Genomic DNA, 13375 nt, shown 5'->3' with positions numbered 1-13375 from the left:
ACTCCCGTCCGTGGGGTGGTGGCCGCAACACTAGGAAGCGGAAATGAGGCCGTCAACGCCCGGATATTGACGCCTGAATTCGCTTTTCATAGCTTCCAGGGCATGGCCGACATTGTCGTGATGGCGGATGAATCGGGCGAGCCAAACCCGTACCTGCTGGGCGTCTACGCCCCGGTCCAGGACGAGATCACCGCGGACGAGCTCACGGTGATCGGGCGGATCCCCGCTGACCTCAACGGCGTCTACCTCCGCAACGGCCCCAACGCCCGCTTTCCGGTGGCGGGCCGATACCACTGGTTCGACGGCGACGGCATGGTGCACGCCGTGCACTTCGAGAACGGCCGGGCCCGCTACCGCAACCGCTGGGTGCGTACCAGGGCCTTCGAGGCGGAGTCGGCCGCCGGCCGCTCGCTCTGGACCGGCGTGATGGAGAATCCGAAGGGCAATCCCTTCGGCAACGCGCGCGGCCTGCCCTTCAAGGACACGGCCAACACCGATGTGATCTTCCATCGGGGCAGGGTGCTGGCCTCGTGGTATCTGTGCGGCGCGCCGTACAGTCTGGACCCGCTCTCGCTGGAGACCCTCGGCGTCGACACCTTCCTCGACACGCTCAACGGTGACTTCATGGCGCATCCCAAGGTGGACGAGCGCACCGGAGAGCTGTTCTGGTTCGACTACGGGCCGCGCCCGCCGTACCTGCGCTATGGCGTGGTCGGACCCGGCGGCGGCGTCGAGCATTGCGTGGAGCTGGACCTGCCTGGGGCGCGGCTGCCGCACGACATGGCGATCACACGCAACCACGCGATCCTCATGGATCTGCCGCTCTACCAGGACCTCGACGCCGCTCGGCAGGGCCGCCACAAGCTGACCTTCGACCGGGAGCTGCCCGCCCGCTTCGGCGTGCTCCCGCGACGGGGTCAGGCGGACGAGATCCGCTGGTTCGAGGCCAAGCCGTGCTACATCTACCACGTCGTCAACGCCTGGGAAGAGGGCGACGAGATCGTCCTGGACGTCTGCCGGGTCTCACGCCCGACGCCTTCCACGAACGGCTCGCCGCTGGCGCGGATGATCTCCTATCTGAAGCTCGACGCGCGGATGTACCGCTACCGCTTCGACCTGCGGACCGGCCGCACCTCGGAGGAGTACGTGGACGCCGACCACAACACCGAGTTCCCCTCGATCGACACGCGCTCCACCGGCCACCCCACGCGCTACGCCTACAACGTCACCGTGGCCGACGCCGAGACCAACCTCTTCGACGGCTTGGTCCGCTATGACAACGTCACCGGCGCCAAGGAGACCTACTCCTACGGCCCCGGCCGGTACGGCAGCGAGGCGCCCTTCGCCCCCCGCGACGGCTCGACCGGCGAGGACGACGGTTACCTGGTCAGCTTCGTCACCGACGAGCGGGAGGGCCGCTCCGAGGTGCAGATCCTGCACGCCGCCCAGATCTCCGAGGGCCCGATCGCCCGCGTGCTGCTGCCGCGGCGGGTCCCGCTCGGCTTCCACGCCACCTGGGTACGGGCAGAGCAGCTGCCGTGAATCCTTCGCTGACGGTCTCCCTCGGGTTGTGGCAGGATCGGCCCGCGGAGGAGGCCCTGCTGACGGCCCGCGCCGCTGACGAGCTCGGCTATCCGTCGCTCTGGATCGGCGAGATGGCCACGTATGACGCCTTCGCCCTGGCCACCGCCGTCGGGTTGGCCACCACGCGGATCGGTCTCACCATCGGCCCGCTGGCGGTGGCCGTACGCGATCCGATGATGATCGCCATGGGGGCCGCCTCGGTCGCCGCGATGACCGGGCGGCAGGTAGACGTCGCTGTGGGCACCTCCAGCCCGCTCGTCGTGGAGGGCTGGCACGGGCGTTCGCGCGCCCGATCCGCGACCGCGCTGCGAGAAGCCGTCGAGGCGCTCCGGCCGCTGCTGGCCGGCGAGCGCTCCGACTTCACCGGAACGTGCGTGTCGAGCAGCGGCTATCGCCTCCGGTTGCCCGCCCCGCACTCGCGACTGTCGGTCGCGGCCTTCGGGCCGTCGGCCGTCCGGACCGCCGCCCTGGCCGACCGCATGGTGCTCAACCTGATCACGCCGGCCTCGGCCGGACGGCTGGCCGCCCAGTTGCGTGCCGTCAATCCGGCCACGTCCGTGGTCGCCTGGGTCACCGCCGCCGTGGACCCCGACCGCGAGGCCATCGATCGCATCCGGCGGGCTGTGGTCGGGTACTTACCCGCTCCCGGGTACGGCGAGATGTTCGCCGAGGCGGGCTTCGCCGACGTTGTCGCCTTCGCCCGTACCCGGCCACATCCCCGGGAGCTGTTCGCCGCGGTGCCTGACGAGCTGGTCGCCTCGGTTTCGCTGCTCGGCGACGTGGACGCGGTCGGTGCGCGGTTGTCGGCCTATGCGGCGGCCGGGGTGGAGGAGGTCGCCCTGGTGCCGGTGAGCACGGACCGCGACCCCGGCGGCACGGCCACACTCAAGGGTATGAACCGTTCCTCATATTCGCTATGAGAACCTCAGGTTCTGCTATGGGCTCGTAGTCCGTATTGTGCCGGTGGGACGTGGTCTGGGGCACGGGTTCGGTCTCGTCTTCGGAGGCGGTGGCGAGTGTGGGGTTTCCGGCCAAGCCTTGGGTGCGGAGGCGGGGGCGGCGGATCTCGGTGCGGATGGTGGCGCGGTGCCCGTAGGTGCTTCTTTGGCGTATGGCCTGATCGCGCGTGCCGACATTGGCGCGGTGAGCGAGGGGGCCGGTGTTGGTATCCGGCGGATGCATATCGCTCACATGTTCTATCCAAAGATGCCAACTCTTGGTAGCGTTAAAGTCACACATCGTAGAGATGGGGTGGGCAGGGTGCAGGTTGGGCCGCAGGGTGGACTGCAGATGCGTCGATGCCGCCTGGGAGCCCATCACCTGACGGGGGCGGTGCGTGAGTAAGCTCACCGCGACCGCTCCGTGCACCGCCCACGCCGCCATGGTGGAGAAAACGGGCGAGGTCGTCCCTCAGGCGCTGCTGGCACGGCGGGTGGCTTGGCTGACCGCTCTGGCGCGGGATCTGACCGGCTGCTTGGTCGCGCTCCGGTGGAATCCAGCCGATCTGGATGGGCTGGCTGGCGGGGTGGGGCTGGACGGGCGGGTGTTGCCGTCGAAGGGCTATGGCTGTTCGACGGCTGGGCTGGGGTGTGGGCCCGGAGCCCGGCGTGTACGTCTGCGATCGGGTGTTGCGGTGCGCGCAGGAGCAGGCCGCCCGCCTGTTGCGGCTGGCGCTGCACCGGCGCCGCCTGGTGGAGGCGATCGTAACCACCTGGCCGCACAACCCGGGTGCGCGCACCGACGCCGAATGGGACGCGTTGCGCGCCCTGCTACCCGACGGGGTGACGGCGGCGGAGATCCGTAACCGGACCCGGCAAATCCGCGCCTATCACGACGAGCATGAGGTGTTCCCGGCAGATCTGACCGAACTGGAGGAGCCGCCGAACGTTGCGGCGCAGGTGGTGCTGGCGGCGGCCGACCGGCAACTGCTCACCCTGGAGCGCATCGGCCACCGCGGCGCCCGGCTGCGGGTGCGGCTTCCCCTGGTCGAATCGCCCGCGTCCGCCAGGGACTGGGCCTGGCATGTGCTGCCTGTCGTCTTGCCGCCGACCGTGCCGTCGGAGGCGAGGTTGTGCGCCCCCACCTTGCGGGTGACCGAGGGTCGGGTGCGCGTCGATCTGCCGTTCCAGATCCCGATCGGCTTCGTACCCGCTACCGGTCATGTGATCGGGTGCGGTTTCGACTGGGGCCTCAACGGGCTGCTGACCGGTGTGGTGGGACGTCTTGTGGCCGATGGGCGGGTGATCTCCGGCAGCCGGGTGATCGGCGATGGGCGGCCGCTGCTCTACGATGCGAGCGGTGTGTCGGCCAAGCTGCACCGACTGCGGGCCGAGCGTGAGCACCTGGCCGCCAAGATAAAGCACCAGCAACGACTCCTGGCCGGCATGACTGGCGCCGATCCCCGCTACGCCGCGTTGAGCGCGGCCTGCCAGGTCATCGGTGTCGAACATGAGCGGCTGTGCGCGCGCATCCGCAACCTGAACAAGGCGCTGGCCTGGTCAGCCGCCCGCTGGGCAGTCGACCAGGCCGTGGCCGCCGGGACGACGGTCATCTACCTGGAAGACCTGGCCACCCTGGAAGCACGCGGACGCCGAGGCAGCGCGAACACGCGACTGTCGGGGCAGGTACGCGGGCAGATCGTCGAGGCGATCCGGCATCTGGCGGCCAAGTACGCCATCGCGGTGGTCACGGTCGCGGCGCGTGGCACTTCCCGGTACTGCCCCCGATGCGGGGACGGCACGTCGGTGCTCCGGCATTGCCCGGCCCCCGACCGGCTCGCCGACAAGGGCTGGAGGTGGGCTTACTGCCCGGCCTGCGGCCTGTCCTGTGATCGGGACTGGGCAGCGGCCGAGCGGATCGTCTCCCGCGGCCTGCTCGGCCAGCACGCTACCCGCACCCACCGTTCCACCGGGGTGCGCACCATCCACGCCGTCGTGGAGAGGAATGTCGCCCGCGCCCGCCGAACGCGCAGGCTCACCCGGGCGGCCCGCCGCGCCCGCCGCACCCGAACCGATCTGCACCCCCGCCCGGCAGCACGCGACAGAGCCAAGAGGCGCCCCACCCCGAAACGGCCCACCCGTACCCCGGCCAACTCACGAAACAACTCGATGACGTCCAGCCGTGTGCCCGACCGGCGCACGGTGCCCGCCCCACCGCCCACCGGCGGTGGACAGCGTCCGGCGGGCCATGCACCCAAGCCGGGACGGCACCAGCCGTACCGGACAGGGCATGTCAGGAATTCTCACCATCGGACCGGCTTCCACCACGCCAAAGCCACCCCCGTGCTCATACACATCGAGCACGGGAACAGCCCGGGCCAGGCCACGCCCGTCCGAGTTGCCTGATTCCTTCAGGGAACCACAGGGAATTCAAGACGCTCTGATGACTGCCTATTGAGGGCAAGGAGGTTGGCCGTCCGGCCGAGCCGTCGAAAGGCTCAGGCCCCATGCGGTGTACAGCCTGAACGGCACCGGGGCTATGCAGCCGGCCTTTTCGAAATCGCCCCTATAACGCCAGGCATCGCCGCCATGTTTGCTCCAGAAGTGGATCCTGTCGGTCATGGCGATCGCGTAGTAATCGTCCTCGGCTTCGCTCTGCCCGTATACGGCGCCGTAATATACGGATCCACTCAGCGCTGCCCGCGCACCCGCGTTTTGTGTGACGTCGACGAGACTCTGGCGGGTCTCCCCGTCGAGCTGCAGTGACCAAGCGGTCCCGGGAGCTACTCGTTCCCCGTCTTCCTCGTCCTCTTCGGCGACCTGCTGGGAGGTTGTGGGTGCCGAGGGGACGGCCCTGCCGGCTGGCGCTGACAGGACGAGCACGACAGCGGAAATCGCGACCGCGACCGCGACGATCACTAATCCCGCGACTGCCATGGCCGAGGTCCGCATGACCATTCACTGTATGCCAGAAAGAATTGTCAGTACATTTTTGTGGTGCTGCGCTGGACGGCGGCGGGGGACAGGCGAACGCCGTTGGCCGTGACCCGGTGGCCGCGGGTGTCGGTGACCCGTACGGAGAAGGGGCCCTGGCCCGCGCCGGACTCGGCGATCCAGTAGTTGAAGTTGGCGCGGGCCAGCTTGCGCCAGGTGCCGCCGGTGGACTTCACCTCGACCGAGGTGAGCGGGTTGCCGTGGTCGATGACCAGCAGCGCCAGCCACCACTGCGACGACCCCTCCTTGACGCGGAAGGAGAGCGGTCGGCCGACCTTCGGGTTGGCGACCGGGCGGTAGGTGACGCCCACCAGGCCCTTGGCGGGGTCCGCGACGCGGGCGAAGGCCGTACGGCTCAGGTCGATGTGCCCCGCCTGGCACTCCGGGCACTGGTCGACAACCTTGACCCGGACGGTCCCCTTCGGACCGGTGACGTCCAGGTAGCCGCCGCAGGCAGCGGCGGCGGCGTACTCACTGGGGGAGAGCGCGACATAGAGGTCGCCGGCGGGACGTGACGGATACGAGCAGTTGCCGCCCCCCGATTGGAGCTCATACAAGGTCGCCTGCCCCTTGGCCGCCTGCGCTGGTTGCGCGAGGGCGGGGGCCGGGGCGGAAAGGAGCGAGGTCGCGGCGAGCGCGGCGGTGAGAACGGCGGGTAAGCGTCGCATCCGTGGTGTTCCTCTCATAAGGGGCGGATGTGACAGTAGCGAAAAGAGTGGATCTCAGTACGATAAAGCGCCATATATCGTCGGAGGCTGTCACGTGAACAGCTGGCCGCCGTTGACATCGATGGTCGCGCCCGTGATGGCCTTGGCGTGGTCGGAGGCAAGGTAGAGGACGGCGCGGGCCACGTCCTCCTCCGTGGCGATGCGGCGCAGCGCCATCGCCGAGACGTCCCGCGCGAGGATCTCCTCGAACGTGACACCTTCCGCCGCCGCCCGGGTGCGCATCCAGTCGTCAAGCAGCTCGCTGGCGATCCAACCGGGCGCGACGCAGTTCACGCGTACGCCATGCGGCCCGAGCTCGTCGGCCAGGCAGTGTGACAGCAGGTGCGCGGCGGCCTTGCCCGCGGCGTAGTCGCTGCGCCCCGCGTAGCCCGTACGGGACGACATAGAGGTGATGTTCACGATCGAGCCGGAGCCCTGGGCCACCATGTGCGGCGCGATGAACCGGCAGGCCAGCAGCGTGCCGTAACCGCCGGTCTCGACGGCCCCGCGCCAGGTCTCCAGGTCGTCGACGGACATGTCCAGTACGTTCCTGCGGTGCGAGCCGGGGAAGGCGGCGTTGACCAGCACGTCCACTCGGCCGAACCGCTCGATCACCGTGTCGGCCAGCCGCCGTACGTCGTCGATCCGGGTCACGTCGGCGGGTACGGCCAGCGCGCCCGGCACTTCGTCGGCCGTCTTCGCCACGGTCGCGGCGGTACGGGCGGCCACGACGACCCTGGCGCCCTCCTCGCTCAACAGCCCCGCCAGCGTCCGGCCCAGCCCTGGACCCGCCCCGGTGACGACCGCGATCTTGCCCTCCAGCAGCACGGGTCGACTCTACCAAGCGTTTGCTCGTTGCCTGCCGTATTTACACCATGGACAACATTTCGTCAGCCGGTTAAGTTCGCTGCGAGATGACAACGATGTCAGTCCCGGTCCCTCCAGTAAGGAGCAGCGATCGCTGATGGTGTCACGACGTACTTTCCTGTGGGCCAATGGCGTGGTCCTCGCGGCCGGCGGCCTCGGAATCACCCTCCCCAGCCCGGCCGCCGCCACAACTCGAGTCCCCCTTCTGCCGAACTTCGGCCGTCCCACCCGGCTCGATGTCGCCGACGTCAGCACACTCCACGGAAACGACCAGCTGCTGCTGACCACCCTCCAGGGAATCGTCAACCGGCGGCAGCCGCGTCTCTACTTCAACTACGACAGCGCCAATTACGACCTGCGCTGGCTGTCCAGCACCGGCGCCGCCGTAACGCGCCATGACCAGCCGCTCGACCTCGTCGCCCGCTACAAGAACGAGGTACGCGGAGCGATCGTGCACGACCCCGCGGTGCCCGATTCCGTGAATGTCGCCACCACGCTGGCCGGGCTGGAGAACGCCGTCGCTGCCACCGCCGAGCAGGCGAGCCAGTACGGCCTCAGAATCATCACCGACCTGCGCGGCCGTTTCAAAGCCGACGACATTCTGGGGACGTACCGATGGCAGCTCGACCACCTTTTCCCCCGCTGCACGCACGCGCTGCTCACCGGACTTCCGCCGACCAGGACGGTACGCGTGGACGGCGTTCAGTGGCGCGAGATCGCCCGCGAGAGCGAGCGCGTCCGTGACTCCTCCAACAGGGCGGTCCGCACCTTCGACCTGAGCCAGGAGCTTTCCGGCCAGGACGGCGTGTATCTGCGTTTCCAGGATTCCCTCGGCGACGACGGCTGGGGCGCCTCGGTCGGCTCGGTGAAAGTGAAGGCCGACGGCAAGGAGATCGTGTCCTTCATCCCGGGTACGGAGGCCGAGGCCCCGTACCTGTTCGACGGCCTCAATTCTTCCATCGGCGGCGACGCCAACCGTTTCTCCGACGGCGGCGGCTACTTCATCTACCGATTCGTCGCACCGGCCGGGACCCAGCAACTCCTGGTCGAGGTCGACCTGTGGAACCAATACCTGGTCACGGCCGCCACCACCGCGCCCACCCGGGTGGAGCCCTTCCCGTATTTCCGCGACTACGCGGCGGCGATGCGCGCGATGGTGTTCTGGCTGCCGCCCTCGGGGGAGGCGGGCAAGTTACTCGACGAGATTCTCAGCAAGGTGAAGCCCACCACCCCTTACGCGGGCTGGTTCTCCAATGACGTGGCGGGCGAATGGGGCGGCGTGGACCGCACCTCGCAGCACGCCGTCGAAGTGGTCCCCGCCGACTACTACATGAACGCCACCGTGCACGCGGGCGTCGCCGCGAAGGTCTCCGATCGCGTACGACCGAGACCGGCGGCCACGTTACGCAACCGCGTCTACCTCACCCTCACATTCGGCGAGGGCGACAACATCCAGTACTGCCAGCGCAGAATGCGCGAACTCTGGGACGACCCGAAACGCGGCGCCGTGCCGGTGAACTGGACCGTCAGCCCCCTGCTGGCCGACATCGGCCCCGCGCTCCTGGCGTACTACCAGCGCACGGCCACCGCCAACGACCTGCTGATCTCGGGCCCCTCAGGTGCCGGCTACACATACCCGGGATCCTGGCCGGCCAAGGACCTGGACGCCTACACCGAACTCAGCGGCCGCTTCCTGCGCGACACCGGCATGGACCTGGTCTACGCCTACAACTATCGCAACCCGGAGAACACCGGCTGGGTGGCGTTCGACGAGCGCATCGCCGGCTCGTACCGAAAGAACACCCCGGTGCGCGGCATCATCCAATCCTGGGAAAGCGGCGACCTGCGGATCCGCCCGGCCGGCATCCCGCTGATCGGCAATTTCTCCCCCCAGGGAAAGGCCCAGGAATATCGCGACACGCTGCTGAAGCACATCGAGGGCTGGGACGGGAAATCACCGCTGTTCATCGCGGGCGCGATCAACGCCTGGAACTGGGCGCCGGCCGACGTCGCCGAGCTCGGCACCCTGCTCACCGACCCCTTTGAGATCGTCCGCGGCGACACGTTCTTCAAACTGCTGAACGACGACTTCTAACGACGCGGCGCCGCCTCGCGGGGGCCGTTTAGGATACGACTGTATCCATTCGGGAGATGAGGTCACCATGCGCATTCCAGACCGGCCATCCGCCTTTGCCAGCGACTCTGCCCGTGACAAGTACTACGCCGCTTACGACCGGATGCTCGGCGAGCTGTGGCCGGTGCCGGTAGACGCCATCGATGTGGAGACCCGTGCCGGCAGCGTGCGGATCCACCGGGCCGGGCCCGCCACGGGAAACCCCATCGTCCTCGTGGCCGGCTCCGGCGGGAACGCACTGGCCTGGTACCGCTACATAGAACCGCTGGCACGCATGCGTCCGGTCTTTGCCGTCGACCCGCTCGGCGAGCCCGGCCGCTCGGTCCAGAGGCACCCGCTCGCGACCGGTGCCGAGGTCGGCGGCTGGCTCACCGACGTTCTGGTCGCGACCGGTGCTGAGCGCGCACATGTGGTGGGTGCCTCTTACGGTGGCTGGATCGCGGTGGAACAGCAGCTCGGCGGGGGCGGCCGGGTCGCGGCGCTGACCCTGGTGGACCCGGCCGGCTTCGCGCCGATGACCGGGCGGTTTCTCCGGTGGCTCATCGTCGGCGGTATGGCCGCCCTGCTTCCTCGTGCGCCGCGACATCGTGTCGCTGACGCGGTGGGCAACGGCACGCTACGCGAGGACGCGCTGATGAAGCTGGTGGCGGCCGGCCGGTCTTTCCGCCGGCGCCTGCCCATCCCGCCCGTCTACACCGATGAGCAGGTGCGCGAGCTGTCCGTGCCCATACAGGTGCTGCTGGGCGCCCGCAGCGCGATGCACGACGCGCAGGCGATGGCCGCGCGGCTGGCCGAGGTCGCGCCGTCGTGGCGGGTGGAGATCGTGCCCGGCACCGGACACGCGCTGCCCGTCGAAGCTCCGGACCTGGTCGTCGAGCGGATTCTTGCTTTTCCCGGCCAGGTACGGCTCGGCATCGCGACATCGAAGCACAGCTAGGAAATCGACATGCCCAAACAGGTAGACCATGATGCGCGACGGCGCCAGTTGACCGAGGCGCTGCTGCGCATCGCCGGCACCCGTGGCTTGCAGGCAGTGTCGATGCGTGAGATCGCCGCCGAAGCCGGGGTTTCGCTGCGCGTCGTCCAGTACTACTTCACCAACAAGCAGGCCCTGCTCGAGTCCGGCCTCACCGAGTTGGGTGCCCGCATGGACCGCCGGGTCAAGCAGCGGGCCACCGCTGCCGCGGGCGAGCTGACACCGCGAGGCGTTTTCGACGCGGTCCTCGGCGCGGCTCTGCCCTCCGACGAGCAGAGCCGCCTGGACTCCATGGCCTGGACCGCGTATTACACGGCCGCCCTCACTGACCCGGCGCTCGCCGCGGTCGGGGTCACCCTGCCCAACGCACTGGAGAACTTCCTCACCGTACGGTTGACCGCCGCGCAGCAGGCAGGGGAGATCACCCCCGATCGTGACCCGCGTACCGAAGTCGCCGGCCTGCTGGCCCTCGTCAACGGCTTGACCTCCAGCGTCCTCAGCGGGCAGCGCAGCCGCGAGGCCGCCATCGAGATCATCGGCTACCACTTGGACCGCCTGTTCGGGCCGACAGCGGCTTGACCTAGCGGATCCCCCTTTGACGCATACGTTGTGTGCCGCAGTTGCCGAAGCTCGTCGAACCGCCGGTGGCCTGGACACTGGAAGCTGACGACTTTTCGTTGACGCGTAGGTTGCTGACATACCCATTGAAGGCGACGCAGACATCCTTGGCCTGCGCTTTCACCGGACCCGCGTAGTACTTGTAGGCGTCCTCTTCCTCGAACTTGTCTGCGGCGCTGCTGCCGGGGACCTTGACGAACAGGGTCGCCCTGGTCAGGGTGGGCTGCCCCACGAAACTCGACTTGATGGTGACGACGCAGTTCTCCCCGGTACGCGCGTTGTAGAGCAGGTAGACATAGCCCCGGACGATGCGCCCCTGGTCGGTCACCGTCTGGGTGCCGCCCACCACCTTCCCGAAGCCGCTGCCGCACACCCGCTCAGGCGTGTACCCGCTCTCCGCGGTGGAGGCAGAGGCCGGCAACGCGCTGAGGGCGGTCGCGAGCAGGGCCGCTGCGGCGAATCGTGCCGTGAGCCTGCTCATCTGCTCGTTGTCGATGAAGCTCATGCTCAGTATCTCCTTGGGTACGGTCGGCCGGAATCCTTGGCAAAAGGTGCGGTATTTCGGAGGCTGGCGGACGCGGCAGTTGTCCGGAACCGGTTCGGCGTGAAATCGCTGGTGAAGTCCGGACAATGAGTTGTCCGCGGACAATCGTTCTGTTCAACTGATCATCAGAGAGGGAGGGGAGCGGGAGGGAGGCGACCGCGATGAGCGGCCGGGTGGGCAGGCCCCAGGGCAGGCCGAGAGGGAGCACGGAGCAGGCGAACGCGCTGGCGCAGTTCCTGCTGACGCTGACCAGCGGGATGACCGTCCGCGAGCTCGCCGGGCGCTACCACGTGGGCAAGACGCTCTGGGGCGAGTACCGCTCTGGCCAGAAGATCATCCCGCTGGAACTGCTGCGCCGGCTGGTAGAGGACCGCACACCGGACGAACGCACCCGCCAGGCACGCATGGAGACGGCCGCGCGGCTGCACCAGGCGGCCCTTGAGGGACCACTCCAGACGCCCGCTCCAGCGGCCTCGCCGTCGATCACCGGACCCTCGGCGGCGCCAGAGCCCGCAAACGCCCCGGAGCCCATAAAGGCCCCAGAGCGCTCACGCCCCCTGACACGCAACATGCTCAACAGCGGTGGAGCCGGAATCGTGGTCCTCGCGGTGCTCATGCTGCTGCTCGGATTAGCCCCGGCGAGCAGCATGGACACCGCCGCGAGCGCGCCGGGCACCCTTGAGGCCGGCGACGCCCCGACGGCCGCGCCGCTCACGGGGACCGGCGTGTTCGCCATCGGACCAGGTGGCCGTGGCATCTTCCAATGGGACGCGACCCGGTGGACCAGGATCGGCGCCGCCGCGAAGCAGCTCTGGTCCGGGCCCGCGGGCCTGTTCGCGACCGGGATGGACAACCTGCTCTACGCGTACGGCGGGCGTCCCGGTTTCTGGTTCCCCATCGGCGAACCAGGCGGCGACCTCGCGGTCAGCGGCACACATGTCTACCGGCTGGCCGCGGACCGTCAGGCCGTACACATCTGGGACGGACACGGCACGTCATGGACCCAGATAGGCGGCCCGGCGGCGCGGTTGTACGGCGGTGAGCCGGGCCTGTTCGCGACCGACCCGAACGACGGCCGGATCTTCACCTACCTGGGCCGCCCCGGCCAATGGGATTTCGTCGGGACGGCGGGCGCGGCGTTCGCACTCACCGACCGGCACCTGTACGGCCTCACCCCGGAACGGACCACGGTCAACCGCCGGCTCGCGGGAGCGCGACCACTCTGGGCCTACGCGGCGGGCCCGGCCGACGACCTGTACGGAGGCGCCGCCGGCCTCTTCTCCACCGATCCGTCGCGCGAGCGGCTGCGGGTCCTCACTGAGCCGGGGACCGACGCCAAGAACCAGAACTGGCAGGACATCGGCCCAGCGGGCGCGGAGGTGCGGGTCGGCCGGCAGGAGGTGTACGTCCTGACCCAAGACCGCTCGGAGATCCTCCGCTGGTCCCGCGACACCGGCGCCTGGCGCCGCATCGGCGGACCCGCCCGAACTATGACGGTGTGGGCAGCACAGGATGACCTGGGCGCGGGCCGCACCGGCAATCCGTGAAGCCAGACGATCGCGATGGCAGATCCGTCGGCATGGCCCACGACAGCGCGGTGTTCATACCGCTGCTACCAGGGACAGGTGCCGAAGGTGACCATGTCGATGTTGCCCTTTATGGCGCCCCAGACCTTCTTCTTGCCTTTCACCCCGGGCTTGACTCCGATATTCGTGCACGAAGTGACGTGTGTGACGGAGTCCGTCGTCCACACCTTGATGCGGTTCTTTTCCCTGCAATGATTGTTGAAGTAGAAGGTGGTGGACTCCATTCCAGGAGACCAGGAGATGTTGAACCTCTTCCCCTTGGGCTTGTCGCACTTGTGGGACTTCTCGCGAGCGGCCACCTGAGACGCGTTCGTGGCGGTGGTCGTCTCGCTCGGAGCCGAGGAGGAGGCGCTGGCGGGGCTCGTCGTGATGAGGCCCGCGGCGACTGCCACGGCGGCTGTCACACCGGTGACGCGGCGCATAGGCG

General features: G+C 68.7%; 12 protein-coding genes. 7 read left to right on the top strand and 5 right to left on the bottom strand.

Going from position 1 to position 13375, the window contains the following annotated elements:
- Window positions 1-102: 102 nt before the first annotated feature.
- The 3 genes from AB0J16_RS30180 (at window position 103) to AB0J16_RS30170 (ending at window position 4928) form a co-directional block, all read left to right on the top strand.
- Entirely contained in the window at window positions 103-1542 is a 1440-nt protein-coding gene (locus AB0J16_RS30180) for a carotenoid oxygenase family protein (RefSeq protein WP_358545391.1), read from the top strand.
- Window positions 1539-2504 (top strand): LLM class F420-dependent oxidoreductase, encoded by a 966-nt coding sequence (locus AB0J16_RS30175; RefSeq protein ID WP_358545389.1) that lies wholly within the window; start codon window positions 1539-1541, stop codon window positions 2502-2504. Before AB0J16_RS30180 ends, AB0J16_RS30175 begins: the two co-directional genes overlap by 4 nt.
- Window positions 2505-3146: 642 nt before the next feature.
- The gene (locus AB0J16_RS30170; protein WP_358545388.1) at window positions 3147-4928 is read left to right on the top strand and encodes a zinc ribbon domain-containing protein; all 1782 of its coding nucleotides are present in this window, start codon (window positions 3147-3149) and stop codon (window positions 4926-4928) included.
- Window positions 4929-4973: 45 nt separating this feature from the next.
- On the opposite strand, the gene AB0J16_RS30165 is transcribed toward AB0J16_RS30170, so the two are convergent.
- From AB0J16_RS30165 to AB0J16_RS30155, 3 genes are all read right to left on the bottom strand, one after another.
- Window positions 4974-5474 carry a hypothetical protein gene (locus AB0J16_RS30165; protein WP_358545386.1) on the bottom strand — a complete coding sequence of 167 codons (501 nt, stop codon included), beginning with the start codon at window positions 5472-5474 and terminating at the stop codon, window positions 4974-4976.
- A 29-nt stretch (window positions 5475-5503) separates the two neighbouring features.
- Complete coding sequence (locus tag AB0J16_RS30160; protein ID WP_358545385.1) at window positions 5504-6184, bottom strand: expansin EXLX1 family cellulose-binding protein; 681 nt, start codon at window positions 6182-6184, stop codon at window positions 5504-5506.
- Window positions 6185-6274: 90 nt separating this feature from the next.
- Window positions 6275-7051 (bottom strand): SDR family oxidoreductase, encoded by a 777-nt coding sequence (locus AB0J16_RS30155; RefSeq protein ID WP_358545383.1) that lies wholly within the window; start codon window positions 7049-7051, stop codon window positions 6275-6277.
- Between the two features lie 136 nt (window positions 7052-7187).
- Between AB0J16_RS30155 and AB0J16_RS30150 the strand changes: the two genes are divergently transcribed.
- The 3 genes from AB0J16_RS30150 (at window position 7188) to AB0J16_RS30140 (ending at window position 10779) form a co-directional block, all read left to right on the top strand.
- Window positions 7188-9185 (top strand): GxGYxYP domain-containing protein, encoded by a 1998-nt coding sequence (locus AB0J16_RS30150; protein WP_358545382.1) that lies wholly within the window; start codon window positions 7188-7190, stop codon window positions 9183-9185.
- Between the two features lie 67 nt (window positions 9186-9252).
- Entirely contained in the window at window positions 9253-10161 is a 909-nt protein-coding gene (locus AB0J16_RS30145; protein ID WP_358545380.1) for an alpha/beta fold hydrolase, read from the top strand.
- A gap of 9 nt (window positions 10162-10170) precedes the next feature.
- On the top strand, window positions 10171-10779 hold the full coding sequence (locus AB0J16_RS30140; protein ID WP_358545379.1) for a TetR/AcrR family transcriptional regulator: 609 nt from the start codon (window positions 10171-10173) through the stop codon (window positions 10777-10779).
- Window position 10780: 1 nt separating this feature from the next.
- On the opposite strand, the gene AB0J16_RS30135 is transcribed toward AB0J16_RS30140, so the two are convergent.
- The gene (locus AB0J16_RS30135) at window positions 10781-11323 is read right to left on the bottom strand and encodes a hypothetical protein (protein ID WP_358545377.1); all 543 of its coding nucleotides are present in this window, start codon (window positions 11321-11323) and stop codon (window positions 10781-10783) included.
- A 200-nt stretch (window positions 11324-11523) separates the two neighbouring features.
- On the opposite strand from AB0J16_RS30135, the gene AB0J16_RS30130 reads away from it, so the two are divergent.
- Window positions 11524-12909: a hypothetical protein gene (locus AB0J16_RS30130; RefSeq protein WP_358545376.1), complete on the top strand. Its 1386-nt coding sequence runs from the start codon at window positions 11524-11526 to the stop codon at window positions 12907-12909.
- Between the two features lie 65 nt (window positions 12910-12974).
- On the opposite strand, the gene AB0J16_RS30125 is transcribed toward AB0J16_RS30130, so the two are convergent.
- Window positions 12975-13370, bottom strand: a complete 396-nt coding sequence (locus tag AB0J16_RS30125) for a hypothetical protein (protein WP_358545375.1) — start codon at window positions 13368-13370, stop codon at window positions 12975-12977.
- Window positions 13371-13375 lie beyond the last annotated feature (5 nt).

It is taken from the genome of Nonomuraea sp. NPDC049750, assembly GCF_040659625.1.
In the GTDB taxonomy this organism is placed as follows: Bacteria; Actinomycetota; Actinomycetes; order Streptosporangiales; family Streptosporangiaceae; genus Nonomuraea.
Note: the sequence above shows the minus strand (reverse complement) of the source record. Positions and strands in the feature narration are given on the sequence as shown.